The 26,122-nt window shown below is 69.9% G+C and carries 25 protein-coding genes; 9 read left to right on the plus strand and 16 right to left on the minus strand.

Annotated features, from left to right (window positions below):
- The 8 genes from VM306_RS29935 to VM306_RS29970 all read right to left on the minus strand — a co-directional run.
- On the minus strand, positions 1-1,247 hold a 1,247-nt coding region (locus VM306_RS29935; protein WP_325521097.1), incomplete at its 3' end, for a rhamnulokinase family protein.
- A complete protein-coding gene (locus VM306_RS29940) occupies positions 1,244-3,268 on the minus strand; it encodes a bifunctional aldolase/short-chain dehydrogenase (protein WP_325521119.1) in 2,025 nt (674 codons plus the stop codon). The genes VM306_RS29935 and VM306_RS29940, both read right to left, overlap by 4 nt.
- Entirely contained in the window at positions 3,268-4,422 is a 1,155-nt protein-coding gene (gene rhaI / locus VM306_RS29945) for an L-rhamnose isomerase (RefSeq protein ID WP_325521098.1), read from the minus strand. The genes VM306_RS29940 and rhaI overlap by 1 nt, the downstream gene beginning before the upstream one ends.
- 18 nt (positions 4,423-4,440) lie before the next feature.
- On the minus strand, positions 4,441-4,752 hold the full coding sequence (locus VM306_RS29950; RefSeq protein ID WP_325521099.1) for an L-rhamnose mutarotase: 312 nt from the start codon (positions 4,750-4,752) through the stop codon (positions 4,441-4,443).
- A gap of 1 nt (position 4,753) precedes the next feature.
- Complete coding sequence (gene rhaS, locus VM306_RS29955) at positions 4,754-5,785, minus strand: rhamnose ABC transporter substrate-binding protein (RefSeq protein WP_325521120.1); 1,032 nt, start codon at positions 5,783-5,785, stop codon at positions 4,754-4,756.
- 26 nt (positions 5,786-5,811) lie between these two features.
- Positions 5,812-6,771, minus strand: a complete 960-nt coding sequence (locus tag VM306_RS29960) for an ABC transporter permease (protein WP_325521100.1) — start codon at positions 6,769-6,771, stop codon at positions 5,812-5,814.
- Entirely contained in the window at positions 6,764-7,798 is a 1,035-nt protein-coding gene (locus VM306_RS29965; protein ID WP_325521101.1) for an ABC transporter permease, read from the minus strand. The genes VM306_RS29960 and VM306_RS29965 overlap by 8 nt, the downstream gene beginning before the upstream one ends.
- On the minus strand, positions 7,795-9,294 hold the full coding sequence (locus VM306_RS29970) for a sugar ABC transporter ATP-binding protein (protein WP_325521102.1): 1,500 nt from the start codon (positions 9,292-9,294) through the stop codon (positions 7,795-7,797). Before VM306_RS29970 ends, VM306_RS29965 begins: the two co-directional genes overlap by 4 nt.
- 126 nt (positions 9,295-9,420) lie before the next feature.
- Here VM306_RS29970 and VM306_RS29975 point away from each other — a divergent pair, with 126 nt between their 5' ends.
- Positions 9,421-10,434 (plus strand): LacI family DNA-binding transcriptional regulator, encoded by a 1,014-nt coding sequence (locus tag VM306_RS29975; RefSeq protein WP_325521103.1) that lies wholly within the window; start codon positions 9,421-9,423, stop codon positions 10,432-10,434.
- Here VM306_RS29975 and VM306_RS29980 read toward each other — a convergent pair.
- Both VM306_RS29980 and VM306_RS29985 read right to left on the minus strand, forming a co-directional pair.
- Positions 10,427-10,837, minus strand: coding sequence for a hypothetical protein (locus VM306_RS29980; protein ID WP_325521104.1), 411 nt, complete (start codon positions 10,835-10,837; stop codon positions 10,427-10,429). The genes VM306_RS29975 and VM306_RS29980 overlap by 8 nt on opposite strands.
- Before the next feature lie 50 nt (positions 10,838-10,887).
- Positions 10,888-11,706 (minus strand): serine protease, encoded by an 819-nt coding sequence (locus tag VM306_RS29985; RefSeq protein WP_325521105.1) that lies wholly within the window; start codon positions 11,704-11,706, stop codon positions 10,888-10,890.
- A gap of 112 nt (positions 11,707-11,818) precedes the next feature.
- On the opposite strand from VM306_RS29985, the gene VM306_RS29990 reads away from it, so the two are divergent.
- Complete coding sequence (locus tag VM306_RS29990; protein WP_325521106.1) at positions 11,819-12,703, plus strand: serine/threonine-protein kinase; 885 nt, start codon at positions 11,819-11,821, stop codon at positions 12,701-12,703.
- On the opposite strand, the gene VM306_RS29995 is transcribed toward VM306_RS29990, so the two are convergent.
- From VM306_RS29995 to VM306_RS30005, 3 genes are all read right to left on the minus strand, one after another.
- The gene (locus VM306_RS29995; RefSeq protein ID WP_325521107.1) at positions 12,627-13,625 is read right to left on the minus strand and encodes a TerC family protein; all 999 of its coding nucleotides are present in this window, start codon (positions 13,623-13,625) and stop codon (positions 12,627-12,629) included. The genes VM306_RS29990 and VM306_RS29995 overlap by 77 nt on opposite strands.
- Before the next feature lie 73 nt (positions 13,626-13,698).
- Positions 13,699-15,996, minus strand: coding sequence for a glycoside hydrolase family 3 N-terminal domain-containing protein (locus tag VM306_RS30000; RefSeq protein ID WP_325521108.1), 2,298 nt, complete (start codon positions 15,994-15,996; stop codon positions 13,699-13,701).
- A gap of 11 nt (positions 15,997-16,007) precedes the next feature.
- Positions 16,008-17,021 carry a LacI family DNA-binding transcriptional regulator gene (locus tag VM306_RS30005; RefSeq protein WP_325521109.1) on the minus strand — a complete coding sequence of 338 codons (1,014 nt, stop codon included), beginning with the start codon at positions 17,019-17,021 and terminating at the stop codon, positions 16,008-16,010.
- A gap of 122 nt (positions 17,022-17,143) precedes the next feature.
- On the opposite strand from VM306_RS30005, the gene VM306_RS30010 reads away from it, so the two are divergent.
- From VM306_RS30010 to VM306_RS30025, 4 genes are read left to right on the plus strand one after another with little or no spacing between them, the layout of a single operon-like run.
- Positions 17,144-18,421 carry an ABC transporter substrate-binding protein gene (locus VM306_RS30010; protein WP_325521110.1) on the plus strand — a complete coding sequence of 426 codons (1,278 nt, stop codon included), beginning with the start codon at positions 17,144-17,146 and terminating at the stop codon, positions 18,419-18,421.
- Positions 18,421-19,392 carry a sugar ABC transporter permease gene (locus VM306_RS30015; protein WP_325521111.1) on the plus strand — a complete coding sequence of 324 codons (972 nt, stop codon included), beginning with the start codon at positions 18,421-18,423 and terminating at the stop codon, positions 19,390-19,392. Before VM306_RS30010 ends, VM306_RS30015 begins: the two co-directional genes overlap by 1 nt.
- Before the next feature lies 1 nt (position 19,393).
- Positions 19,394-20,209: a carbohydrate ABC transporter permease gene (locus tag VM306_RS30020; RefSeq protein ID WP_325521112.1), complete on the plus strand. Its 816-nt coding sequence runs from the start codon at positions 19,394-19,396 to the stop codon at positions 20,207-20,209.
- An 18-nt stretch (positions 20,210-20,227) separates the two neighbouring features.
- A complete protein-coding gene (locus tag VM306_RS30025) occupies positions 20,228-21,223 on the plus strand; it encodes an endo-1,4-beta-xylanase (protein ID WP_325521113.1) in 996 nt (331 codons plus the stop codon).
- An 89-nt stretch (positions 21,224-21,312) separates the two neighbouring features.
- Here VM306_RS30025 and VM306_RS30030 read toward each other — a convergent pair whose 3' ends face one another.
- A complete protein-coding gene (locus tag VM306_RS30030; protein ID WP_325521114.1) occupies positions 21,313-21,795 on the minus strand; it encodes a roadblock/LC7 domain-containing protein in 483 nt (160 codons plus the stop codon).
- A gap of 5 nt (positions 21,796-21,800) precedes the next feature.
- The gene (locus tag VM306_RS30035) at positions 21,801-22,175 is read right to left on the minus strand and encodes a hypothetical protein (protein ID WP_325521115.1); all 375 of its coding nucleotides are present in this window, start codon (positions 22,173-22,175) and stop codon (positions 21,801-21,803) included.
- Positions 22,176-22,490: 315 nt separating this feature from the next.
- Between VM306_RS30035 and VM306_RS30040 the strand changes: the two genes are divergently transcribed.
- From VM306_RS30040 to VM306_RS30050, 3 genes are all read left to right on the plus strand, one after another.
- Positions 22,491-23,825, plus strand: coding sequence for a jacalin-like lectin (locus VM306_RS30040; protein WP_325521116.1), 1,335 nt, complete (start codon positions 22,491-22,493; stop codon positions 23,823-23,825).
- A 76-nt stretch (positions 23,826-23,901) separates the two neighbouring features.
- A complete protein-coding gene (locus tag VM306_RS30045) occupies positions 23,902-24,882 on the plus strand; it encodes a GDSL-type esterase/lipase family protein (RefSeq protein ID WP_325521117.1) in 981 nt (326 codons plus the stop codon).
- Positions 24,879-25,031: a hypothetical protein gene (locus VM306_RS30050; RefSeq protein ID WP_325521118.1), complete on the plus strand. Its 153-nt coding sequence runs from the start codon at positions 24,879-24,881 to the stop codon at positions 25,029-25,031. Before VM306_RS30045 ends, VM306_RS30050 begins: the two co-directional genes overlap by 4 nt.
- A gap of 19 nt (positions 25,032-25,050) precedes the next feature.
- On the opposite strand, the gene VM306_RS30055 is transcribed toward VM306_RS30050, so the two are convergent.
- The gene (locus VM306_RS30055) at positions 25,051-25,476 is read right to left on the minus strand and encodes a nitroreductase family deazaflavin-dependent oxidoreductase (protein ID WP_325521121.1); all 426 of its coding nucleotides are present in this window, start codon (positions 25,474-25,476) and stop codon (positions 25,051-25,053) included.
- Between the last annotated feature and the right edge of the window lie 646 nt (positions 25,477-26,122).

Genomic DNA, 26,122 nt, shown 5'->3' on the forward strand with positions numbered 1-26,122 from the left:
AGGTCGGCGAGCGTGCCGGACGCCGCGCCCACGGCCCGCGCCTGCACCAGGACGTTGCCCAGCGCCGTCGCCTCGGCGGGTCCCGCCACGACGGGCAGGCCGCACGCGTCGGCGGTGAGCTGGCACAGCAACTCGTTGCGCGATCCACCTCCGACGATGTGCACGACCTCGACCGCCTTCCCCGACAACCGCCGGGCGTCCAGAACGGCGTCGCGGTGGGCCAGGGCCAGACTGTCCAGGATGGACCGCACGACCTCCGGCCGTGTCATGGTCTTCCCGCACCACTGCTGGATCCTGGCAGGCATGTCGCCGGGAGGCAGGAACACCGGGTCGTTGGGGTCGAACACCGACCCCGCCGCCGAAGCGGCTTCGCGCAGCAACGGGCCGAGGGGCGCGTTCCACACCCGCAGGCTCTCCTGCAGCAGCCACAGGCCCATCACGTTGCGGAGGTAGCGGATCGTGCCGTCCACGCCGCCCTCGTTGGTGAAGTTGGCGGCACGGCTCTCGGGTGTGAGCACGGGCGCGTCGAGCTCGACGCCGACCAACGACCACGTGCCGCAGGAGATGTAGGCGAAGCGCTCGTTCTTCGCGGGTACGGCGACGACGGCGGACGCGGTGTCGTGCGACCCGACCGCGGTGACCGGGACGCCCTGGAACACGCCTGCCGGATCGCCGGGGTGGCGCAGCGGGGGCAGCAGGGACGCCGGCAGGTCACGGGTCAGCTCAGCCGACCACCGTCCGGTCCGGACGTCGATCAGGCCCGTCGTGGTGGCGTTGGTGTACTCGGCGCCGCGTTCGTCGGTCAGCCAGTAGGAGAGCAGGTCCGGGACCAGCAGGAGCTGGGCGGCCTGGGGGAGCAGCGGTTCCGCCCTGAGCTGGAACATCGTGTTGAACGGCTGGAACTGCAGCCCGTTGACCTCGTACAGGCCGTCGTCGGGCGTGACGCCGTCGGTGCGGGAGTCGCGGTAGCACACGGGATCACCGAGCAACTCGCCGTGCGCGTCGAGCAGGCCGTAGTCGACGGCCCAGCTGTCGATGCCGATGCTCGAGACCTCACCGGCGAGCGCCAGCCCGGTGAGGACCTCTCGGTGCAGCTGGGACACGTCCCAGCGCAGTGCGCCCTGGTGGTGCACCGGTCCGTTGGCGAACCGGTGCACCTCCTCGACGCGCACGGCGCCATCGGTGATGACCCCTCGCACCACGCGGCCGCTGGACGCGCCGAGGTCGACCGCCGCGACCGCTGTCATCGCAGGAACGCCGCTGCCACACCGGCGTCGACCGGCACGTGCAGGCCCGTCGTCAGCGACAGGTCTCCCGCCGTCAGCGCGACCACCGCCGCCGCCACGTGGGAGGGCAGCACCTCCCGCTTGAGCAGGGTGCGCTGGGCGTAGAACTCGCCCAGCTTCTCCTCCGGCACGCCGTAGACGGCGGCGCGCTGGGCACCCCAGCCGCCCGCGAAGATGCCGGAGCCGCGGACCACGCCGTCGGGGTTGATGCCGTTGACGCGGATGCCGTCCTCACCGAGCTCGGCCGCGAGCAACCGGACCTGGTGCGCCTGGTTCGCCTTGGCCGCCCCGTACGCGACGTTGTTCGGGCCGGCGAAGACCGCGTTCTTGCTGGAGATGTAGATGATGTCGCCGCCCATGCCCTGGGCGCGCAGGACCTTGGCCGCCTCGCGCGATACGAGGAACGAGCCTTTGGCCATCACGTCGTGCTGGAGGTCCCAGTCGGCCTCGGTGGTCTCCGCGAGCGGCTTGGAGATCGACAGACCGGCGTTGTTGACGACCAGGTCCACACCGCCGAACGCGAGCGACGCCGCCCGGAACGCCTCGGCGATGCCCTCCGCGGAGGTGACGTCGACGGTGACGGCGACGGCCACGTCGGACGATCCGATGCCCTCGGCGACCTCTCGCGCGCTGTCACCGTCGCGGTCGGCCACCACCACGCACGCGCCCTCGGCCGCCAGCCGTTCGGCGACCGCCCGGCCGATGCCCGACCCGCCACCGGTCACGAGCGCGACGCGCGTGGCCAGCGGCCTGGGCTTCGGCATCCGCTCGAGCTTGGCTTCTTCGAGGGTCCAGTACTCGATGCGGAACTTCTCGCGTTCCTCGATCGGCGCGTACCGCGAGATCGACTCGGCACCCCGCATCACGGTGATGGCGTTCACGTAGAACTCGCCGGCGACCCGCGCGGTCTGCTTGTCGCGGCCGAAGCTGAACATCCCGACGCCCGGCACGAGAACGATCGCCGGGTCCGCGCCGCGCATCGGCGGGCTGTCCGGCTCGGCGTGCCGCTCGTAGTACGACCGGTAGTCGTCGCGGTAGGCGGCGTGCAGCTCTTTCAGCCGCGTCACGGCCTCCGCCACCGAGGCGGCCGGTGGCAGGTCGAGCACCAATGGCCGGACCTTGGTGCGCAGGAAGTGGTCGGGGCACGAGGTTCCCAGCGCGGCCAGCTCCGGATGCCTTGCGCGGGAGAGGAAGTCGAGCACGACCGGGGAGTCGGTGAAGTGCCCGACCTGCGGGCTGTCCGCCGAGGCCAGACCGCGGATCACCGGCGCGAGCTCGGCGGCCCGCGCACGACGTTCCTCCTCCGGCAACGGCGCGTGGACCACCTCGCCGAACGGATCGGCGCGGCCGTGCTCGTCGAGGTAGCGCCGGGCGGTGGCGATGATCTCCAGTGAGTGCGCCTCGCACTCCTCGCTCGTCGCACCCCACGCCGTGATGCCGTGCCCGCCCAGGATCACGCCGATGGCCTGCGGGTTGTCCCGCCGAACCGCCGCGATGTCCAGTCCCAGCTGAAAACCCGGCCGCCGCCACGGCACCCACACCACGCGGTCGCCGAAGCACGCCTTGACCAGTGCCTCGCCGTCCGCCGCCGTCGCGAACGCGATGCCCGCGTCCGGATGCAGGTGGTCGACGTGCGCCGCCTCCACGAGCCCGTGCATCGCCGTGTCGATCGACGGCGCCGCGCCACCCTTGCCGTGCAGGCAGAAGTCGAACGCGGCGACCATCTCGTCCTCGCGCTCCACCCCCGGATACACCCCGGTCAGCGCGCGCAGCCGGTCCAGCCGCAGGACCGCGAGCCCGCTCTCCCGCAACGTGCCCAGGTCACCGCCGGACCCCTTGACCCACATCAGGTCCACGGGCTGCCCGGTCACCGGGTCCACCTCGCTGCCCTTGGCCGAGGTGTTCCCGCCGGCGTAGTTGGTGTTGCGGGGGTCCGCGCCGAGCCTGTTGCTCCGCCCCAGCAGCGCCTCGACCTGCTCCATCACGCACCCCACCCGGCGGCCTCGCCACCGACTCGTTCCCGGACGATCTGCTCGGCGTACCCGGACCGCCGGTACGCGGCCATCGGGTCGGGATCCAGCCCCATCTCCGACCGCAGCTCCTGCAGCAACGGCCGCACATCGGTGTTGTAGGCGTCCATCAGCGCGGCGTTCGCCCCGAGCACGTCACCTGCCCGCTGGGCCTCGGCCAGCGCGTCGTGGTCGACCAGCAGCGCCTTGGCCGTGGCCTCCTGGACGTTGAGCACCGACCGGATGATCGCCGGGATCTTCGGTTCCAGGTTGTGGCACTGGTCGAGCATGAACGCGATGCCCGCCGACGGCGTCAGCGCGTCGGCCAGCACGATCTCGTGCATGATCCGGAAGAGCTGGAACGGGTCCGCCGCGCCGACCATCAGGTCGTCGTCGGCGTAGAAGCGCGAGTTGAAGTCGAACGCCCCGAGCTTGCCGGCGCGCAACAGGAACGACACGATGAACTCGATGTTCGTGCCCGGCGCGTGGTGCCCGGTGTCGATCACGACCTGCGCCTTGTCGCCCAGTTGCGTGCAGTGCGCGTACGCCGTGCCCCAGTCCGGCACGTCGGTCACGTAGAACGCGGGCTCGAACAGCTTGTACTCCAGCAACATCCGCTGGTCTGCGCCGAGCCGTTCGTACGTCGCCCGCAACGCCTCGGCGAGCCGGTCCTGCCGGGCGCGGATGTTGTCCTGGCCCGGGTAGTTGAGACCGTCCGCGAACCACAGCTTGAGGTCGCGCGAGCCGGTGGCGTCCATGATGTCGATGCACTCGAGCAGGTGCCCGAGCGCCTTGCGCCGCACCACCGGATCGGGGTGGCAGACGCTGCCGAGCTTGTAGTCGTCGTCCTGGAACACGTTCGAGTTGATCGCACCGAGCGCGACGCCGCGATCCCGTGCATACGACGCGAGCTTGCCGTAGTCGTCGACCTTGTCCCACGGGATGTGCAACGCGACGGTCGGCGCGACACCGGTCAGCCTGTGCACCACCGCCGCGTCGTCGATCTTCTCGTACGGCGTGCGCGGAACTCCCTGCTGCGCGAACACCTTGAACCGGGTGCCCGAGTTGGCGTAGGCCCACGACGGGGTCTCGATCCGCTGCTCGCGCAACGCGTCTTTCACGCTCATGTGTGTTCTCCCCAAAACTCAGTCGAGGTGGAAGACCTCGTCGAGGGGCCGCATCCGTTCGTCGGCGTTGCCGTCACCGACGAAGAACTCCGCCATCTCGTTCTGCCAGCGCGCGTTCACCTCGGTGCGCGCCATCTCCGCGAGCGCCGCGTCGAAGTCGTCGCACTCCAGGTAGCCGACGAGCAGGCCGTCCCCGGCGAGGAAGAGTGAGTAGTTGTGCCAACCCGCCTCGGTGAGGGCAGCCCGCATCTCCGGCCACACCTCGCGGTGCCGCGCGCGATACTCGTCGAGACGATCGGCGCGGACCCGCAAGGTGAAGCAGACGCGCACGTCAGAAGTCGAACTTGTCGATGTTGTCCTTGGTGAACACGGTCGGCGGACCGAGGACGACCTCGCCCTTGGCACCGATCGTGTAGTCGCCGAGCTCGCCCGCCTTGTACTTCTCGCCCTCGGCACCGGTGATCTGGCCGGACGCGAGCGCGGCGGCGGTGTAGGTGGCGAGGTAGCCGAGCTTGCTCGGGTCCCACAGCGCGAACGACTTCACGGTGCCGTCCTGCACGAACTTGCGCATCTGGTTCGGCGTGCCGAGACCGGTGAGCTGGACCTTGCCCTTGTACTCCGACGAGCTGAGGTACCGCGCGGCGGCCGCGACACCGACGGTGGTCGGCGAGATGATGCCCTTGAGGTCCGGGTGTGCCTGCAGCAGACCCTGGGTCTTCTGGAACGACGTCTGGTCGTCGTCGTTGCCGTACGCGGTCTCCACGAGCTCGAGGCCGGCGTACTCCGGCTTCGCGAGCTCGGTCTTCATGACCTCGATCCACGCGTTCTGGTTGGTGGCGTTCGGGGTCGCGGACAGGATCGCGATCTCCCCGCTGCCGCCGACCGCCTCGGAGATCAGCTTCACCTGGCCGGCCGCGATCTCGTTCGACGTGGCCTGGTTGATGAAGACGTCCCTGGCGTCCGGCGCGGCGTCGGAGTCGAACGTGACGACCTTGAGCCCCTGCGAGCGCGCGGTCTTCAGCGCGGGCGCGACGGCGTTGGCGTCGTTCGCCGAGATCACCAGCGCGTCCTGCTTCTGCTGCGCGGCGGTGTTGATGTAGGTGACCTGCGACGAGGCGGCGGCGTCGGACGGACCGGTCGCCTTCACCTCGCCCTTGATCGCGGCGCCCGCGCTCTCCGCGCCCTTCTGCGCCACGGTGAAGTACGGGTTGTTGACCTGCTTGGGCAGGAAGGTGATCTTCAGGCCTTCCTTCATCGCCGCGTTCGAGTCGGCTTTCGCCGAGTTGGTGGGGCCACCGGTCTGCTGGCCGGCGTTGTCCTTCGTGGTGCCACCGCAGGCGGTGAGCGCGACCGCCCCGGACATCACCAGGGCGAGCACTAGGCGTGTGTTCAAGGTGCGACCTTTCGCAGGGTTCCGACGCGTCGGGTGATCGAAGGGGCGAGAACGCTCACCAGCAGGAGCAGGCCGGTGACGATGGTGAGGACCTCGGTCGAGGTGTCCTGGAGGATCAGCAGGTTGCGCAGACCGCCCAGCAGCAGCACTCCCGCGAGCACGCCGAAGAGCGTTCCCCTGCCGCCGAAGATGGACACGCCACCGAGCAGGACCGCGGCGACGACGGCCAGTTCGAGCCCGACGCCGTTGTCCGCGCGGGCGCTGGAGAAGCGGAACGTGTAGACGATGCCCGCGACCGCGGCCACCGCGCCGGCGAGCACGAAGAGGACCAGCTTGATCCGCTTGACCCGGATGCCGGAGAAGCGCGCGCCCTCCTCGTTGGCGCCGATCGCGTACACCGACCGGCCGAACGAGGTGGCGTGCAGCGCCACGCCGAACAGGATCGCGAGGACGGCCGCGAGCACGATCGGGTAGGGGATGTTCGTCCCGGGCACCGGAGTCGTGCCGAACGAGGTGTAACCGGCCGGGAAGTCCGCGACCGCGGTGTCGCCCAGGACGACCAGCGCGAGGCCGCGGTAGAGGGCGAGCGTGCCTATGGTGACCGCGAGCGACGGCAGGCCGAGCCGCGTGACCAGCAGCCCGTTGACCGCCCCGCACACCGCGCCCGCGACGATGACCGTGGGCAGGATGGTCTCCAGCGACCAGCCCGCGTTCCACAGCCAGCCGATCAGCGCGCTGGACAGGCCGAGCACCGACGCGACCGACAGGTCGATCTCGCCCGCGACGATCACGAGCGTCAGCGGCAGCGCGATGAGCGCGATCTCACCGATGTCGAGGCCGAGGTAGAAGAGGTTGCCACCGGACAGGAACGAGCCGTCCGTGCTCACCTGACCGGTCAGCGCCACCACGACCAGCAGGAAAACCAGCGCGGTCTCCCACCGCAGGAGGTTACGCATGGCTGGTCCCTTCCGTGGTGCGCAGGGCTTTCGCCAGGCGGAGCGCGAGGAGCCGGTCGACGGTGATGGCGCTCAGCAGGAGCGCGCCGGAGATGGCCTGCTGCCAGAAAGCGGGGATCTGCAGCACCACCAGGCAACTGGTGATCGTCCCGAGCAGCAGCGCGCCGAGCGCGGCACCCGCCACCGTCCCCGAGCCGCCGAAGATCGCGACCCCGCCGACCACCACCGCCGCGACGACCTGGAGCTCCAGCCCGGTGCCCGCGGCCGCGTCGACCGTGCCGTACCGCGCCACCCACAGCGCGCCGGCCAGCCCCGCGACCAGTCCGGAAAGGACGAACGTCGTGAGCGTGCGCCTGGCCACCGGGATGCCCGCGAGCGTCGCGGCCTCCGGGTTCGAGCCGATCGCGTAGAGCTCGCGGCCCGACCGGTACGAGCGCAGATACACGGCGGCGACCGCGATCACGGCGATGGTGATCAGGACGAGGACCGGGATGCCGAGGACCCGGCTGCTGCCCAGGTTCAGCAGCGCGTCCGGAAGGTTGGCCGCGTTGACCTGCTGACCCTGGGCGAGCGCGTAGTCGACACCGCGGAAGACGTAGAGCGTGCCGAGCGTGACGACGAGGCTGGGCACGTTGCCCAGCGCCACCAGCAGTCCGTTGAGCAGGCCGCACGCCAGCCCGACGGCGACGCCGAACCCGATGCCGACGATCACCGGCGTGCCGGGGTGGTCGGCGAACTGCTGCGCGGTGAGGAAGGCGGACAGGCCCAGCACCGAGCCGACCGAGAGGTCGACGTTGCGGGTGATCACGACCAGCGTCTGGCCCACCGCGAGGAGCGCGACGATCGAGGCGTTGAGCAGGAGGTCGCGCAGGCTCTGGGGCTGGACGAACCGCGGGTTCACGATCGCCGTGGGGATGACGACGAGCGCCAGTGCCACGATGATGCCCAGCTCGCGGACGCGGCCGACTCGGGTGGTGAGACGTCGTGCGGCGGTGCGGCGGGAGGGTGCGACGGCCGTGGCGGTCACCGGGTCACCTGCCCGGCGGCCGCCAGCGCGACGCGTTCCTCCGTCGCCTCGTCCCGCGACAGCTCCTCCACCAACCGCCCCTCGTGCATCACCAGCACGCGGTCGGCCATCCCGAGCACCTCCGGCAGTTCCGACGAGATCATCAGCACCGCCACGCCCTGGCCGGCGAGCTCCGACAGGAGCCGGTGCACCTCGGCCTTCGTGCCGACGTCGATGCCGCGCGTCGGTTCGTCGACGATCAGGACGGAGGGCCCCCGCGCCAGCCACTTCGCGAGCACGACCTTCTGCTGGTTGCCGCCGGACAGCACGCCGACCGGGTCGCCCAGCCTCGCGAACCTCAGGCTCAGCTTCACCGCCCAGTCCTGTGCCAGCGCGCGTTCCGAACTGCGCCGCAACAACCCGAACCTGGACAGCCTGCCCAGGGAGGCGAGTGCGGTGTTGCGTTCGATCGACGCGTCCATGACCAGGCCCTGCTGGCGGCGGTCCTCCGGCACGAACCCGATGCCCGCGGCCATCGCGGCGGTGGGGGAGCCGTACTTCAGCTTCTTGCCGCGCACGTGCACGGAACCGCCGTCGGGCCGGTCGATGCCGAAGATCGCCCGCGCTACCTCGCTGCGTCCGGCGCCGACAAGTCCTGACAGGGCGACGATCTCGCCTGCCCGCACCTCGAACGACACGTCGGTGAACACGCCCTCGCGGGTCAGCCGTTGCACTGAGAGCAGCACCTCGCCCGGTGTCGTGTCCTCCTTGGGGAAGAGCTGCGACAGCTCACGGCCGACCATTCGCCGTACCAGCGAACCCGGTGTCTCGTCGTCCAGCGAGCCGGACCAGACGAACTCGCCGTCGCGCAGCACGGTCGCGCGCCGGCACAGTTCGAAGACCTCGTCGAGCCGGTGCGACACGAACAGCACGGCGGCGTCCTGGTCGCGCAATGCCCGCACCACACCGAAAAGCCGTTGGACCTCGTGTGCCGAGAGAGCCGCCGTCGGTTCGTCCATCACGATCACGCGGGCGTCGAACGACAACGCCTTGGCGATCTCCACCAGCTGCTGGTCCGCGATGGACAGTCCGCGGGCCGGACGCGCCGGGTCGAGCCGGACGCCCAGGCGGGAGAACAACTCCGATGTCCGCGCGTGCATCGCGGCGACGTCGATGCGGCGGCCGAGCCCGAGCGGCTGGCGGCCCATGAACACGTTCTCCGCCACCGACAGGTCGCCGAACAGCGTCGGCTCCTGGTAGATGATCGCGATGCCGGCGGCGAGCGCGTCGGCGGGGCCGGAGAACCGCACCGGGGCGTCGTCGAGGAGCACCTGGCCCGCGTCGGGGCGGTGGACGCCGGCCAGCGTCTTGATCAGCGTCGACTTGCCGGCGCCGTTCTCCCCGAGCAGCGCGTGGGCCTCGCCGGGCAGCAGCCGCAGCGACACCCCGGACAACGCGCGGACGGCGCCGAAGGACTTGCTCACCTCGTCGAGTGCCACCACGGGAGGTCGGTCCACGTCCGTCTCCGTCTCCTCGTTGAAACGTTTTAACGGTTGAGTTACGAGCACTCTGAGTGCGCTGCGTCACCATGTCAAGGGTTGCGGGGTACGATTCGTTGTCACGTTTCAACAAAGGAGCCGCCGGTGAAGCCGTCAGTGGGCATCCGCGACGTCGCGCAGCACGCCGGCGTGTCGAACGCGACCGTCTCCAACGTGCTGAACCGGCCCGACGTGGTCGCCCCCGCCACGCGGCAACGCGTGCTGGCCGCCATCGAACAGCTCGGCTTCGTGCGCAACGAGTCCGCACGCCAGCTGCGCGCGGGTCGCAGCCGCGTGCTCGCCTACGTCGTGCTCGACGCGGCGAACCCGTTCTTCACCGACGTGGCCCGCGGTGTCGAGGACGCGGCACGGGACGCGGGGCTCGCGCTCTTCCTGTGCAACAGCGCCTCCGACGACGGCCGCGAACGCGAGTACCTGGAACTGCTGCACGAACAACGCGTCGAGGGCATCCTGATCACCCCGGTCGACGCCGCGAGCGCCCAGCTCACCGACCGCGGCACGCCGGTCGTGCTGGTCGACCGAGAGGCGAGCGACGGGTCGCGGTGCTCGGTGGCCGTCGACGACGTGCTCGGCGGTGAACTCGCGGTGACCCACCTGATCGAGAACGGCCACACGCGCATCGCGATGGTCGGCGGCCCGCTGTCGATCCAGCAGGTGCGCGACCGGCTGGAAGGCGCCCGGCGTGCCGTGGCCGCGGCGGGACTGCCCGCCGACGCGCTCACGTTCCTCGAGACCAGGGGTCTTCAGGTGGGCGAGGGCCGCAACGCGGGGGAGAGGCTCGTCGGCCTGCCGTCCTCACGCCGCCCCACGGCGGCGTTCTGCGCCAACGACCTGCTCGCGCTCGGCCTGCTGCAGTCGATGACGCAACAGGGCCTGCGCGTGCCGGACGACCTCGCCGTCGTGGGCTACGACGACATCGAGTTCGCCGCGGCCGCCGCCGTGCCGCTCACGTCCGTGCGCCAGCCGCGCGAGCAACTGGGCCGGACCGCGACCCAGCTGCTGCTGGCGGAGAACGAGCCGGACCACGAGCACCGGCACGTGAAGTTCCAGCCGGAGCTCGTGGTCCGCGCGTCCACCGCGATGAGGCGGACTACCTGACGAGCGTCATTTCCCGGTCCTCTTCGGTGACGCTCGAATTGTCCGGCGGAAGGTAGACGTTCAACGTGGCGGACGTGAACGCCACCCCTTGCCGGAATGCTTTCGTGCGCGACACCACGGTCACCTCGACCTTGTGGAACTCGCCGGTGCACGGAACGCTCGGCGTGTACTTGTCGCCGACCGCGAGCTCGCCCCGCACGTTCTGGGTGACCTGCACCCACAACGACCCGGACGCGCCGTTCTGGCACATCAGGCGCATCGGCACGGTGACAGCGGCACCGCGTGCCTCCAGCCTCCCCTGCGGCTGCAGGGCCACGGAGGCCTCGACCTGCGCGGCGGACGCGGGAACCGCGACCACCATTGTCGCGGCCGCCGCCAACACGAACGCCGAAATTGTACGCACGATTTCTCACCTCGTTCTCGTGGAAGGATGAATGCGGCCGCGGAACGAGATTAGCGGCGGGCCGATGAATGGAGCGAGGGGCCATTGATCACCGAGCGAATCCATTCCGCGTGAGCCGGCACGCTCGTGTACAGGCCGGGCCCGCCGGCACAGGAGCTGTCGGTGTCACCGGGACCCGACGTCGTGCCGATCAGCTCCCACCGGCCGTGCCGCCCGCGCTCGATCTGCGGCCCGCCGGAGTCGCCGACGCACGCCATGGCGCCGGGCCGGCGGCTGATCGTGCACAATCGGGTCGCGTCGGCGTAGCCGGGTGAGCACTCCTCCGCGGCGCCACGGCGGGTATCGAGCTGCTGGAGTCGTTGCGGGAACACGGCCTTGGTGATGTCGGTCGTGTCCAGCGTGGTCCCGAACCCGAGCAGGCGGGTCGGCGTTCCCGGTGCCCCCGGCGCCGCGGCGAGGCGGATCGGTCGTTCGCGGACCGGGCGGTCCAGTCTGACCAGGGCGATGTCATGGACGTTCGGCTGCCCCAGCCGGTAACCGGGATGCCGCACCACGCGGTCGATGGCGCGCAGGGTGCCGCCGGACGTCCTGCGGTCGCTGCCGATGCGCACGGTCCCGTCCGGCACCGCGCCGGTTCCCTCCGGGTCGACGCAGTGCGCCGCCGTCACGACCCACCGCGGGTGGATCAACGACGCCCCGCACACGCCCCGGACGTCACCCAGCTGGGGCACCGTCTCCGGGATCGAGGCCATGAACCCGTAGCGCGCGGTGGAGTCCGTCCCGTTGACGATCGCTTCCGCGGTTCCGGTCGCAGCGGTGGCGCACAGCACTCCTGTCACCGCGATGACCAGGGCTTTCAACTTCGACATGGTGATCAGCCTCGCCGGTCGCGGCGCGGTGGTCGATCAGGGTGGCCGGTGTCCTGAGGTGGAGTCCGCTCCACCGGCGGTTGGATCACCCGATCGGTGGGCATCCTGGACCATGCCGGACACGACTCTCCTCGCCGACCGGTACCAGGTGGGCGAACCGCTGATCGCGAACAGCAGGGCGGAAGTGCGCCGCGGCCGCGACACCGTGCTGGCGCGCGACGTCGCGATCAAGTTCTTCCGCCCCGGCAGGGACCCGGAGGACGCGCGCCGGATCGACGACGAGATCCGCGCGCTCGCCCGGCTGTCGCATCCCGGGCTGGTGGCGGTCTTCGACGCCGACCCGTCCGCCGAGATGCCGTACGCGGTGCTGGAGCGAGTCGAGGGGCGCACGCTGCACGACCGCGTCACGGCCGGGTGCATGGGCATCGCGGACGTGCGCCGGCTCGGTGCGGCGCTGGCCGACGCACTGGCCCACGTGCACGCGCAGGGGTTCGTGCACTGCGGGGTCAGGCCCACCACGGTCCTGCTCGGGGACAACGACGCCCCGCGCCTGGTCGACCTCGGTCTCGCCCACCTCGTCGACCCCGCCCGCGTGACGCTGGCGGGGCAGATCTTCGGCAGGGCGGCCTACCAGGCGCCGGAGCAGGAGCACGGCGGGGAGATCACCCCGGCGGTGGACGTGTACGCGCTCGGGCTGCTCCTGCTGGAATGCCTGACCGGACGTCCCCAGGTGTGCCCCGAGGTGCCGGAGGACCTGCCGTTCGACCTGAAGCAGCTGCTGACGTCGATGACCTCCGAGTCCGCCGGTCGCCGCCCCACCGCCGAGGAGTGCGTCAGCGCGTTGCCGGCGGTCGGCCCGCGGACCCTCGTCGCCCGGCTCCCCCGCCGGCCCCAGGGCGTCCACCTCGCCCCGGCCGGTGTCAGTCCTCCTCTCGTTCCCGGTGGCCGCGCAGCGAGCCGGGGTGTGCCTTCGCAGTGGGGTCGTCGCGCGTCTTGACCAGGCTCGCCACCGTCACGACGACCAGGATCGAGATGATCACGCCGAGGCTGAGCGGCGTCGGCACCTCGGGCACGCTCGGCGAGATGTCGACGTGCGCCCAGTGCAGGATCAGCTTGACGCCGATGAACGCCAGGATGACCGCGAGGCCCGCCGACAGGTAGACCAGCCGGTCGAGCAGCCCCTTGACGAGGAAGAACAACGCGCGCAGGCCCAGCAGCGCGAACGCGTTCGCGGTGAACACGACGTAGGGCTCCTCGGTCACGCCGAACACGGCGGGGATCGAGTCGAGTGCGAACAGCAGGTCGACACCGCCGATGGCCACCAGCACGACGAACAACGGCGTCGCCATCCGCCGGCCGTCGACCCGCGTGAAGATCTTGCCGCCCACGTAGTCGTCGGTGACGGGCAGGAGCTTGCGGGCGGTCTTCACCACGACGTTGTTCTCGACGTCGGGGTCCTCGTCGCGGTGCCGGAACAGCTGCACGGCCGTGTAGATCAGCAGCAGGCCGAACAGCAGGAACATGAACGTGAACAACGACAGCAGCGTCGCGCCGACGGCGATGAAGATGCCGCGCATGATCAGCGCCAGCACGATGCCGAACGTGAGCACCTTGTGCTGGTGCTCCTCGGGGACCAGGAACGTCGTCATGATGATCACGAAGACGAACAGGTTGTCGACCGACAGGCTCTTCTCGACGATGTAGCCGGCGAAGTACTCGGTACCGAGCTCGCCGCCGTAGGCGCTCGCGAACCACACGCCGAAGCCGATGGCCACCAGGATGTAGAAGACGGACCACAGCGTGGCCTCGCGGAAGCCGACGCGGTGCGGGCGCGCGGCGGCCAGCACGAGGTCGACCGCCAGCAGCACGACGATCACCCCGATCGTGACCGCCCACGTCAGTCCGCTGATCTCCGGCACAGAACACCCCTTCGCCGCCCGTTTTGTCCGCATTGGACGTTACCGGGCGGCGAAGCCGATGGTGCGAAGGCTGCTACCGCGCGTCGAACACCGCGGACATCACGCGGTCGAACCCGACCTCACGCCGCTCACCGGTCAACGTCAACCGCAACGCCGTGTGGATGTTCGCGCTGGACGTCCCGACGTGCAACTCGACGTCACCGGTGTCCACCAGCCGCCGGCCGGCACGGCCCGTGTACGAGGTGAGGTCCGCGTGCAGCTCGGCGGTCACGGTCCGCGTCTGCCCTGGCTCCAGGTCCACCTTCGCCGCGCCGACCAGCAGCCGGACGGGCCGGGCGACCTCCGCCACCGGGTCGTGCAGGTAGATCTGCACCACCTCGGTGGTCGCCACCTCCAGCTCGTTGCGCAGCACCACGTGCACCCGGCAGACGCCGTCGGACGGCCACTCGCGCTCCTCGCTGCCCACCGTCACCCAGGTGGCGGGCGCGTAGGAGAGGCCGTGACCGAACGGGTACAGCGGGGTCGGGTCCACGTTGCTGACCTCGCTGCGCGTGCCCAGCTTGGCGCTCAGGTAGGTCGAGGGCTGGGTGGAGCCGGAGCCGGGGAAGCTGACCGGGAGCCTGCCGGACGGGTTGACCCGTCCGCCCAGGACGCCCGCGAGCGCCGCCGCGCCCTCCTGACCGGGGTAGAAGCCCGCGACGACCGCGGCGAGGCGGTCGGCCTGCCGCGACAGGTCGTAGGGCCGGCCCGACAGCAGGACGAGCACCACCGGCATGCCGGTGCCGAGCACGGCTTCCAGCAGTTCCTCCTGGCGGCCGGGCAGGTTCAGGTCCGAGGCGTCGCAGCCCTCGCCGGACGTGCCCTTGCCGAACAGCCCGGCGTGGTCACCGAGCACCACGACGCAGACGTCGGCCTGCCTGGCGGCCTCGACCGCTTCGGCGATCTCGTCGTCCGTACCGCCGAGCACCGGGCAACCGCGCGCGAACACCACGTCGTGGTCCTCGCGCAACGCGTCCAGCACGGTGGGGACGTCGATGCCCATCTCCACGTCGGGGTGGTGCACGCCGACGTGGAGGGGGAACGAGTAGCAGCCCATCATCGCGCCGGCCTCGTCCGCGCGAGGGCCGATGACGGCGAGACGCTTGCCGGCCAGCGGCAGCACGCCGTCGTTCTGCAGCAACACGATCGAGCGCTCGGCGACCTCGCGGGCCAAAGCGCGTGACTCGTCGTCGTCGAGGTCGACGTTCGTCTCGGCCGCGGGGGAGTAGCCGGGGTCGAGCAGGCCGAGCTCGAACTTCTGCGTCAGCACGCGGGTCAGCGCCCGGTCGATGAGCGCCATGTCGACGCGTTCCGCCTGGATGCCTTCCAGCAGCGGCTCGCCGAAGCAGTCCACCGTGGGCAGCTCGACGTCGATGCCGGCCGTCAACGCCTGCGCGGCCGCGTCCTCGCGATCGGCGGCGACCCCGTGCAGCTTGTGCAGGAACGCCACCGAGAAGTAGTCGGCCACCACGGTTCCGGTGAAGCCGTACTGGTCGCGCAGCCTGTCCGTGAGCAGCGTCGGGTCCGCGGCCGCGGGCACGCCGTCGTTGTCGGCGTAGGAGTTCATCACCGACCGGGTGCCTGCCCGCAGCGCCATCTCGAACGGCGGGAGGATCACGTCCGCGAGCTCGCGCGGCCCCATCGACACCGGCGCGTGGTTGCGTCCCGCGCGTGAAGCCGAGTACCCGGCGAAGTGCTTCAGCGTCGAGACGACACCCGCCGACTCCAGACCGGCGACGTAGGCGGAGCCGATGGTGCCGACGAGGTGCGGGTCTTCGCCGATGGTCTCCTCGACCCGGCCCCACCGCAGGTCGCGGGTGACGTCGAGGACGGGGGCCAGGCCTTGGTGCACGCCGAGGCGGCGCATCGACTCGCCGATCTTCGCGGCCATGCGCCGCACCAGGTCCGGGTCGAAGCTCGCACCCCAGCACAGCGGCGACGGGTACACCGTCGCCTGCCACGCGGCCAGGCCGGTGAGGCACTCCTCGTGCACCACGGCGGGAATCCCGAACCGGCTCGACTCGATGATCTGCCGTTGCGTGCGGGCGAGCGTGCGCGCCCCCACCTCCGGCGCGATCGGCCGGGTGCCGAAGACGCGGGTGAGCTGGCCGATGCCGTGGCTGGTCAGCGCGTCGAAGTCCTGCGGTGCCACGGCGAACTCGTGCTGGTGCGGTGCCATCTCGCCGGCGGCGTCGATGCCGGCCCAGATGCCCTGCAGCTGCGCGATCTTCTCCTGCGGCGTCATGCGCGCGACGAGGTCGTTCACGCGGTCGGCCACGGGGGCGTGCGGGTTGCGCCAGAGCTCTTCCGGCGCGGTGGCTTCTGTCGTCACAGGAACAACCTCTACGAAGTCAGGGGGCGGGTCGACTGCCGGACGACCAGCTCGGTGCCCAGGGTGATGTGGGTGTCGCCGGGCTCGGTGCCGTTGATGAGCCGCACCAGCAGCTCGACGGCGCGATGGCCCATCTCGCGGATCGGCTGCTGCACCGTCGTGAGCGGTGGTGTGCACAGCGCGGACTCGGGGATGTTGTCGAAGCCGACCACCGAGAGGTCCTCCGGTACCCGTAGGCCGAGCCCGCGGGCGGCTTCGATGGCGGCGACGGCGGTGGTGTCGTTGGCGGCGAACACGGCGGTCGGCCGGTCGGGAGCGGTCAGCAGCTCCCGTGCCGACGCGGCCGCCACGTCCGCGTCGTAGTCACCGCGGCGGACCAGGGTCTCGTCCACCGGCAGGCCCGCGCTGGCGAGCGCTCCGCGGTAGCCGGTTTCGCGCTGCTGCGCGGACTTCAGGTCCGCGCGACCGGTGAGCATCGCGATCCGGCGGTGGCCGAGCGCGAGGAGGTGCTCGGTCGCGAGCCGTGCGCCGTGCAGGTTGTCGGAGTCGACGGTGGGCAGCGCCGCGCGTCCCGTGTGGGGGTCGACGGCGACGACCGGGGTGCCGGGCAGGCCTTCGAGGTCGACGGCGGGCGTGACCAGCACGGCGCCGTCGACGAGGGTGCCGCTCAGCCGGGTGAGGTAGCGCTGCTCCCAGCCCTCCGGGTCGCCGGTGCGGCCACCCGCCGAGTAGACGACCAGCTCGAAACCGGTGCCGCGGATGGCATCCGCCGCGCCCTTGAGCAGTTCGGTGCTGAACGGCTCGATGTCGGCGACGAGGATCCCGATGACGTTCGTGCGGTGGTTGCGCAGGCTCTGCGCGACCAGGCTCGCCTCGTAGCCGAGCTCTTTGATCACTGCCGTGACCCGCGCGAACGTGTCCGCTGAGACGCCGTACCGCTGGTTGAGGACCTTGGACACGGTGGCTACGGAGACGCCGGCTTGAGCGGCGACGTCTCTGATCGTGACGCGTTGGCGAGGAGGCACCGGCTCAGGCTAGCCGTGTAAAACGTTATCGACAACGATTGACACGAGGCCCGCCTGCGCGAGAGTCTCTTGCCCCAACACAGGCAGTCCAACTCGGCCGACGTCGTCAGGAGTGGACCCCCATGCTCTCGAAGAAGCCCCTTGCTCTCATCGCCGCCGCGGCGTTAGTGCTGGCCGGGTGCAGTGGTGGAGGCTCAGACGCCTCCGCCGAAGGACCGGTCACGCTCACCTGGTGGCACAACCGCACCACCGAGCCGATGAAGTCGAAGTGGCAGCAGATCGCCGACGACTTCCACAAGACCCACCCGAACACCTCGTTCACGGTCGAACCGCTGCAGAACGAGCAGTTCCAGACCAAGGTGCCGCTCGCACTGCAGGGCAACACCCCGCCCGACCTCTTCCAGCAGTGGGGTGGCGGTGCGCTCGCCGACCAGATGAAGTCCGGCAAGATCGCCGACATCACCCAGGCCTCGTCGGGCTGGATCGGCCCGCTCGGCAAGTACGCCGAGGGCTGGAAGGTCGGCGGCAAGCAGCTCGGCGCGCCGTACCTGATGCACGCCGTCGGGTTCTGGTACCGCAAGGACATCTTCACCGCCGCGGGAATCACCTCGCCACCGACCACTGTGGACGATCTCAACGCGGCCGTCGCGAAGCTGAAGACCGCGGGCACGGTGCCGATCGCGCTCGGTGGCAAGGACCGCTGGCCCGACGCGTTCTACTGGGCCTACTTCGCGGTGCGCCAGTGCTCGGTCGACACGCTGAAGAAGGCGGTCGAGAAGACCGAGCTGACCGACCCGTGCTTCCTGAAGGCGGGGGAGAACCTCAAGGCCTTCCTGGACACCAAGCCGTTCCAGGACGGGTTCGTCGGGACGCCCGCCCAGCAGGGTGCCGGCAGCTCGGCCGGCCTGCTCGCGAACGGCAAGGCGGCCATGGAGCTGCAGGGCGACTGGAACCCCGACGTGATGCAGGCGCTCACCGAGGACAAGGAGCTCAGCTCCAAGATCGGCTGGTTCCCGTTCCCGGCCGTTCCCGGCGGTCAGGGAGACCCGACCGTGCTGCTCGGCGGCGGTGACGGGTTCTCCTGCACCACCCGCGCGGCGAAGGCGTGCGCGGAGTTCCTGGGGCACCTCGTCGGCGACGACGTGCAGAAGATCCTCGCCGAGACCAACTCCGGTCTGCCGGTGACCCCCGCCGGTGTGGCGGCGCTGAAGAGCGAGCCGCACAAGACGATCGCCGAGGCCATGACCAAGGCGTCGCACCTCCAGTTCTACTTCGACACCGCCTTCCCGACCAAGGTCGGTCAAGCCCTGAACGACACCATCGCGAACTTCTTCGCTGGTCAGGGCGGACCCGACACCATCGTCAAGTCGGTGAGCGAAGCAGCTGCCGGGAACAAGTGATGAGTGCCGCGATCACCACGCGGCCGCCGACCGCCCCCGTGCCGCACGCGCCAGCGGCCGGGGGCACCCGGCGGCGGTCCAGACTCCGAACCCGCCTCGAGCTCGCCCTGCTGCTGACACCGGCACTGGTGTTGTTCGTCGGGTTCGTCCTGATCCCCATCGGCGTCGCCGGGTACTACAGCCTCTACTCGTGGAACGGCTTCGGTCCGCTCACGGACTTCGTGGGGCTGGACAACTACGTCGACGCCCTCTCCGGTGACGTCTTCCAAGGCGCCATCGGGCACAACCTGATCATCGCGGTGCTGTCCATCGTCGTGCAGCTGCCGCTGAGCATCAGCCTCGCGTTGCTGCTCAACCGGAAGCTGCGCGGCCGGACGTTCCTGCGCATGGTGGTGTTCGCGCCGTACGTGCTGTCCGAGGCTGTGACCGCGGTGATCTGGCTGCTGATGTTGCAGCCAGGCGGGTTCGTCGACGAGGTCCTGCGCGGCGTCGGACTGGGCGGCCTGGTGCAGCTGTGGCTCGCCGACCAGTCGATCGTGCTCTACACGTTGTTCCTCGTGATCACGTGGAAGTACATCGGGTTCGGCGTGATCCTGCTGCTGGCCGGCCTGCAGGGCGTCCCGCCGGAGCTGCGCGAGGCGGCCGCGCTGGACGGCGCGAGCGCCTGGCAGATCACCCGGCACGTCGTGCTCCCGTTGCTGGGACCGACGATCCGCGTGTGGGTCTTCCTGTCGGTGATCGGATCCCTGCAGCTGTTCGACCTGGTCTGGATCATGACGCTCGGCGGTCCCGCCAACGCGTCCTCGACGATGGCGACCTATCTCGTCGACCACGGTTTCAAGCGCTACGAGTTCGGCTTCGGCAGCGCGGTCGCGGTCATCCTGTTCATCATCTGCTTCGTGTTCGCGTTGTTCTACCAGCGGTTCGCCCTGCGCCGTGACACCGAGGGCGCTTTGACGGGGGTGCGCTGAGATGCCACGTCGTAATGCCGTCGGCTACGTCGCCGCGTTCGCCGTCATCGGCGTGACGGTGGTGCCGCTGTTGTTCGTGGTGCTGGGCGGTTTCCGCACCACGGCGCAGATCAACTCGTCACCGGCGGGGTTGCCGGGCCCGTTCGTGTGGGACAACTACGCCGAGGTGGCGACCTCGCCGGTGTTCTGGCGCCTGCTCGGCAACAGCGCGCTCATCGCGGTGATCGCGACGACGCTCGCGGTCGTGCTCGGCGCGATGGCGGCGTTCGCGTTGTCCCGCTACAGGTTCCGGGGCAGGGAGGGGTTCTACGGCCTGTTCACCCTGGGCCTGCTGTTCCCGCTCGGCGTGGCGACGCTGCCGCTGTACCTGTGGCTGCGCGAGCTGAACCTGCTGGAGAACCCGCTCGGCGTCGCGATCCCGGAGGCGGCGTTCTCGCTGCCGGTGACGATCGTGATCCTGCGGCCGTTCATGCACGCCATCCCCGGTGAGCTGGAGGACGCCGCGCTGCTCGACGGCGCGGCGAAGCTCGGCTTCTTCTGGCGGATCCTGCTGCCGCTGTCGCGGCCGGCGCTGATCACGGTGTCGGTTCTCGCTTTCGTCACCAGCTGGAACTTCTACCTGTTGCCGCTGCTGGTGTTCAACGACTCCACGAACTTCACACTGCCGCTCGGCGTGGCGATGTTCCAGTCCGAGCACACGCAGGACACCGCGAAGGTGCTCGCCTTCACGGCGTTGTCCATGATCCCCGCGCTCACGTTCTTCGTGTTCGCGGAACGCCGCATGGTCGGTGGCCTCACCGGTTCGGTGAAGGGCTGACTCACAAGGGAGTGATTCATGCGAACCCGATTGGCCGTGGGTGCCGCGGTGCTGGTGGTGCTGGCTCAGACGTCGCCGGCGTCGGCGGCAGGACCGTTGAAGCACACGACGAACAGGTGGGTGGGCAGTGCGGTGGCCGCCCAGCACCTGAGCGCCGAGGCGGACTACAAGAAGGTGCTGACGCGCGAGTTCGACAGCGTCACGCCCGAGAACGAGATGAAGTGGGGAACGGTCGAGGCCGTCCGCGGCCAGTACGACTGGTCCGGCGCGGACGCGATCGTCGGCTACGCCAAGAAGACCGGCAAGTCGATCCGCGGGCACACGCTCGTCTGGCACAGCCAGCTGCCCGACTGGGTCGACGACCTGGAGGCGGCGGAGCTGCGCGGGGTGGTCCGGCAGCACATCGCCGTGGAGGCGGGCCGCTTCCGCGGGAAGATCCGGGCGTGGGACGTCGTGAACGAGGCGTTCAACGAGGACGGCACGCGCAGGCAGACGGTTTTCCAGGACAAGCTCGGTGACGGCTACATCGCCGACGCGTTCCGGTGGGCCCACGCCGCGGACCCGAAGGCCCGGCTCTACATCAACGACTACAACGTCGAGGGCCTCAACCCCAAGAGCGACGCGGTCTACGACCTCGTGAAGTCGTTGAAGCGCCAGGGCGTCCCGATCCACGGCGTCGGCATCCAGGCGCACCTGTCGCTGATGTACGGGTTCCCGTCCGGTGTCCGCGAGAACATCGCGAGGTTCGCCGCGCTCGGCGTGGACGTGGCGATCACCGAGGCGGACGTGCGGATCCCGTTGCCCGTCACGCCGGAGAAGCTGACCGCCCAGGCGGACTACTTCGGTCAGGTCTGGGACGCCTGCCACGCGGTGAAGCGGTGCGTCGAGTTCACGACGTGGGGCTTCACGGACCGGCACTCGTGGGTGCCCGACGTGTTCCCCGGTGAGGGCGCGGCCTGCCTGTTCGACGAGAACCTGCGGCCCAAGCCCGCCTACCACCGACTGCACGGCTAGTGGTGTGGCCCGGCAACGGGCCGGGTCGCGCCGCTCGAACTCGGCGGGGCGACCGGGAGTTTGCGGCACTCCCGGTTGCCCCGCCTGCCTCATCGGCGGGCGGCGACCGCCTGTTGCAGCAGGGCCAGCGCCTGCTTGGCCACGACGTTGAACATGCCCATGGTGGTGTCGCGCTCGCCGAGCACCACGAGCAGCGTCTCGGCGTCGACGGAGAACACGCCGACCTGCCCCGAGTCTCCCTCGAAGAACACCGCGCGCGGACTGCCGACCCCGGCCTGCGCGGTGAACTGGCCGGCGAGCCCGGCGGCCGCCGCTGCCATCGCCGCGACGCCGTCGTCCTCGATGCCGCGCGTGACACCGCACAGCACCAGGCCGTCCCTCGTCGCGATCAGCACCCCGTTGATCGCGATGGAGTCGATGGCGCCGTGGATCTCCCGCAGCGCCTCGGTCATCAGCTTCGCGACCGTGCCCTGTCCCAGGGGCCTGGTCATCGCCGGTACGGCTTCCGGCAGGAACGCCCTGCGCCTGCGCATGGGCAGCGCGCCGTGGTCGTGCGCTGCCTCGGTGGACATCTCGTTCACACCGTCAGGTCGGCTTCGATGGACCGCAGGCTGTGCCGGGCGAGCGCGAGGTTGGCCCGCTCCCGGTCCAGCACCAGGTAGAGGAACAGCATCGAGCCGCCCCGCTGGCCCGTCTGGAGCAGGCGGATCAGGTGGTACTGGCGGTTCAGCGTGATCAGGATGTCCTCGATCTCGTCGTTCAGCTTGAGCGCCTGGATCACCCGCTGCTTGGACCGCACGACCTCGGTGTTGCCGGCCGCCGCCACCTCGAGGTTCAGCCAGTCGCCACCGCCGATCGAGCCGAGCGACATCCCGCTGTCGTAGTCGACGAGCGCGGCCCCCACCGCACCGCTGATGTTCATTGCTTCTTTCAACGCCGTTTCGATGTTCATTCGACGACTTTCTCCTCGTGCGCGACCGGTCACACACGGCGACGATGTGGGTGAACTCCCCCGGAATCCGCTGGCAGGACCGCGTGATCTGATCACCCTACGTCGCGATCAAGTGGGTGGGATTGTTCCGTTCGGAGCAAAGTGACACCATTCGAGTCCGTTTAGGACCGAACGATGACTCCACACAGGACGATCGGCGTTCCCAGTTTTCGTTGCACTGTGCACACGGTGTTGTCACGTCCACGGTATGTGAACTTTCTTCGTGTTGTTTTACGGTCGCGGTGTCGTGCTGGAACTCGAGGCAGGAGCCGAGTGGTGAGGTCGACGAGAGCTGTTGCCGTCGTTGTACTGGTCGCGGCGAGCGTGTGGCCGGGTGTCACCGCCACCGCCACCGCCACCGCCGTCGCCGCGCCACCGTCCACCGGGACGTTCTCGGTGCTGAGCTACAACGTCGCCGGGCTGCCGGAGGGGCTCTCCAGCGGCAACCCGAGGGTGAACACGCCGGTCATCGGCCAGCGGATCAGGCCGTACGACGTCGTCCACGTGCAGGAGGACTTCAACTACCACGCGTCGCTCTACGCCAACGACACCCACCCGTTCCGCACGCCCACCAGCGGCGGGGTCCCGTTCGGCGACGGGCTCAACACGCTGGCCTCCTACCCCTACTCCGACTTCGTGCGTGACAAGTGGGACAGATGCAACGGCACGGACTGCCTGACGCCCAAGGGGTTCAGCTTCTCCCGCGTGCGGCTCGCGGAGGGGGTGCTGGTCGACTTCTACAACGTGCACTCCAACGCGGGATCGACCGAGCCGGACCTGGCCGCCCGGCGCGCCAACACCGCCGAACTCTCGCGCTTCATCGCGGCCAACTCGGCGGGCAACGCCGTCGTCGTGGCCGGCGACACCAACACGCGCTACACCCGCGCCGGTGACACCATCCGGGACCTGGTCTCCGCCGGCGGTCTCACCGACGCCTGGGTGCGGGAGGAACGGGGCGGCGTGCCTCCCGCCATCGGCAGTCCGGCCCTGGTCTGCGACGACGCCGCCGTGACCGACGCGTGCGAGGTCGTCGACAAGATCCTGTTCCGCGGCAACAGGTACATCTCGCTGGAGCTCACCCGGTACGCCAACGAGAACGCGGCATTCCGCACCGCCGACGACAAGATGCTGTCCGACCACTACCCGATCGTGGCGGACTTCCGGTGGACGCTCGACCCGGCCCTGTCGCTCAGCGACGTGTGGGGCGGACCGCACGGCACGCCGTTCACCGACGTGGCCTCCGTTCCGCTCGGGCAGCGGGTGACCGCGGTGAGCCTCCGCGCGGGATCGCGTGTCGACCAGGTCGGACTGACGTTCGCCGACGGCACGTCCTTCCGCCACGGCGGTGATGGCGGCACCGCACAGCAACTGACGCTGGCGGCGGGGGAGCACCTCACGTCGGTGACCCTGCATTCGGCACAGCACGACGGGCGCACCAGGATCTTCTTCGCCCGATTCACGACGAACACGGGCCGCACCCTGTCCGGCGGGAGCGAGACGTCCGGCTCCGTCACCTACACGGCTCCTCCCGGCTTCCAGATCTCCGGCTTCCACGGCCGTGCGGGCAGCGAGGTCGACTCGCTCGGCGTGATCTTCACCAGGGTCGCGTGACCTCTCGGGCACTGTGAACGGGCGGAGGTTCCCGCTACGGTCGAGGGAAGGCGTCAGCACCGCCCATCCGTCCACTGTGGATGAACGGGAGAAGTCGTTGCACCGGAGCAAGCCGAAGGCAGTCCTCGCCGCCGCGATCACCGTGGTGGTCACCCTCCACGGCACAGCCTGCGCGGCCCCGGTGCGGCAGCCGCAGCCGTCCCAGGACACCTCCTCACCGGTGCACACGGCCGGCCGTGTGACCGCGGCAGGGCAGTACAGCTGGCCGGGCGTCTACTTCGAAGGCCGGTTCCGGGGCACCGGTGTCGGGATCGTGCTGAACGACTCGGCCAACGACTACGACGTGCAGATCGACGGCACGACCACCGCGACCCTCGTGACTCCCGGCCGCACCACCCACCAGGTGAGCGGTCTGAGCGACGGCGAGCACGGCGTCCGGCTCGTCAAGCGGACCGAGAGCCCGCAGGCCGCGGGGGAGTTCGGCGGGTTCGTCGCCGCGAGCGGTGGCGAGATCCTGCCCGCGCCCGCGCCGCGCACCCGGCAGATCGAGTTCATCGGCGACTCGCTGACCGCGGGGTACGGCAACCAGTCGACGAGCCGCGACTGCTCCGCCACCGGGGGCGTCACCCGCAACACCAACACCGACGTGAGCTTCGGGGCGCTGACCGCCCGCGGGCTGAACGCCGACTACCAGGTCAACGGGTTCTCCGGCCTCGGCATGGTGCGCAACTACGACGGCAACGGCGTCGGCACCAGCTACCGCACCTACTACGACCGGGCGTTGCTGAACGTCGAGGGCGACGTGTGGCGGAACCCCGGCACCTGGAGGCCGCAGGTCGTCGTGGTGGGTCTGGGCACCAACGACTTCTCCACCGCGCCCGACCCCGGTGAGCCGTGGACCCCGGAGAGCCTCGTCACCGAGTACAAGTCGGCCTACCAGGGGTTTCTCGTCAAGCTGAGGGAACGGTTCGGCGCCGGCACGGCGATCGTCGTGAGCGTCCCGGAGAGCAGGGGACGTTCGCCGACGCGGCTCGCCAGGTCGTGCAGGACCGCGTGAACCAGGGCGACAGCCGCGTCCACCACTGGAACTACGACGACCCCGCACTCGACCGGCTCGGGTGCGACTGGCACTTCTCGGCCCGCGACCACCGGATCATCGCGGGCAAGCTCGGCGACTACCTCGCGGGGCTGTCCCTCGGCTGGTAGGAGGGACAGCCCCGGCGGGTCACTTCGGGTCGAGCACGAACAGCGGGATCAGCCGGTCGGTGTTCTGCTGGTACTCGGCGTAGTTGGGGAAGGCCGCGACGGCGCGTTCCCACCACTCGGCCCGCTCGTCGCCGTCGACCTCACGGGCGACGTAGTCCTTCGTCTCGGTCCCGTCCTGCAGACGGATCTCCGGGTGTGCCTTGATGTTGAAATACCAGGTCGGGTGCTCGGGCGCACCGCCCTTGGACGCCACGACCGCGTAGCTGCCGTCGTGCTCCACGCGCATCACCGGGGTGTAGCGCAGCTTTCCGCTCTTCGCGCCACGCACCGTCAAGAGCACGATCGGCCTGCCGGTGACCAGCACGCCATCGGTCGTCCCGGTTTCTAGGATCGTCTTCGTCTGGTTCTGCACCCAGTCCGTCGGGCTGAGCTCCACGTCTGCCATGTCCACGATCAACGATTCTCCCGCAGCTCTCATTCCCCCGCAGGTCAGCGAACGGAGAACTGCACGTTCGTGGACAGCACGGCGTCCGGCCGGACCGGCAGGGCGGGGAGCCTGGTGGTCCTCTCGGCCGCGAGACCGTTGAGGGACACCGCGCGGGCGCGGTCGGCCTAGCCTTCGGTAGCCGCAGCCGCAGCGACCGATCCAGTCGTTGCTCGCAGCACACCGGTGAGCGCTGATCAGCGTTGCCATCCGACACGAGACGAATGTCCGCGTCTGCTCGCTCGCGATGCCGAAGGCCAGCTGTACTTGCCGCGCGGTCTGAGTGGGGTGGTTTCGTCTGCCACGGTCGGTGCTGAAATCACGCGGCAGGACCAGCCGTGACGGTCTTGCCAGCCGAGGCAATTCCGGGCTCAGGCGTCGGCTCGGGTACTGCGTCGGCCTGCCAAGTCGGTGGGACAAGCGCAAGCGGGTGTTCCTCACCTGTCAGCTCGGCCAGCGCCGTCGCGACATCATGAACATTCGCCTTGACATAGATGGAAGTCACGCCGTGGCTCCGGCTGGCTACGGGCCATGTCCTGCACACGCGCTGGCGACTCCATAGCCGAAGGCGCGCTCCACCCATGTCAAGGTGGTGTGGCGCAGCCAG

The organism is Lentzea sp., from assembly GCF_035525475.1.
Lineage (GTDB): Bacteria > Actinomycetota > Actinomycetes > Mycobacteriales > Pseudonocardiaceae > Lentzea.

Bases quoted from the DNA above. Each gene is read 5' to 3' on its own strand.
- VM306_RS29940 (WP_325521119.1), bottom strand. From the start codon at position 3,268: ATGGAGCAGGTCGAGGCGCTGCTGGGGCGGAGCAACAGGCTCGGCGCG.
- rhaI (WP_325521098.1), bottom strand. From the start codon at position 4,422: ATGAGCGTGAAAGACGCGTTGCGCGAGCAGCGGATCGAGACCCCGTCG.
- rhaS (WP_325521120.1), bottom strand. From the start codon at position 5,785: ATGTCCGGGGCGGTCGCGCTCACCGCCTGCGGTGGCACCACGAAGGAC.
- VM306_RS29960 (WP_325521100.1), bottom strand. From the start codon at position 6,771: ATGCGTAACCTCCTGCGGTGGGAGACCGCGCTGGTTTTCCTGCTGGTC.
- VM306_RS29985 (WP_325521105.1), bottom strand. From the start codon at position 11,706: ATGTCGAAGTTGAAAGCCCTGGTCATCGCGGTGACAGGAGTGCTGTGC.
- VM306_RS29990 (WP_325521106.1), top strand. From the start codon at position 11,819: ATGCCGGACACGACTCTCCTCGCCGACCGGTACCAGGTGGGCGAACCG.
- VM306_RS30010 (WP_325521110.1), top strand. From the start codon at position 17,144: ATGCTCTCGAAGAAGCCCCTTGCTCTCATCGCCGCCGCGGCGTTAGTG.
- VM306_RS30015 (WP_325521111.1), top strand. From the start codon at position 18,421: ATGAGTGCCGCGATCACCACGCGGCCGCCGACCGCCCCCGTGCCGCAC.
- VM306_RS30020 (WP_325521112.1), top strand. From the start codon at position 19,394: ATGCCACGTCGTAATGCCGTCGGCTACGTCGCCGCGTTCGCCGTCATC.
- VM306_RS30025 (WP_325521113.1), top strand. From the start codon at position 20,228: ATGCGAACCCGATTGGCCGTGGGTGCCGCGGTGCTGGTGGTGCTGGCT.
- VM306_RS30030 (WP_325521114.1), bottom strand. From the start codon at position 21,795: ATGTCCACCGAGGCAGCGCACGACCACGGCGCGCTGCCCATGCGCAGG.
- VM306_RS30035 (WP_325521115.1), bottom strand. From the start codon at position 22,175: ATGAACATCGAAACGGCGTTGAAAGAAGCAATGAACATCAGCGGTGCG.
- VM306_RS30055 (WP_325521121.1), bottom strand. From the start codon at position 25,476: ATGGCAGACGTGGAGCTCAGCCCGACGGACTGGGTGCAGAACCAGACG.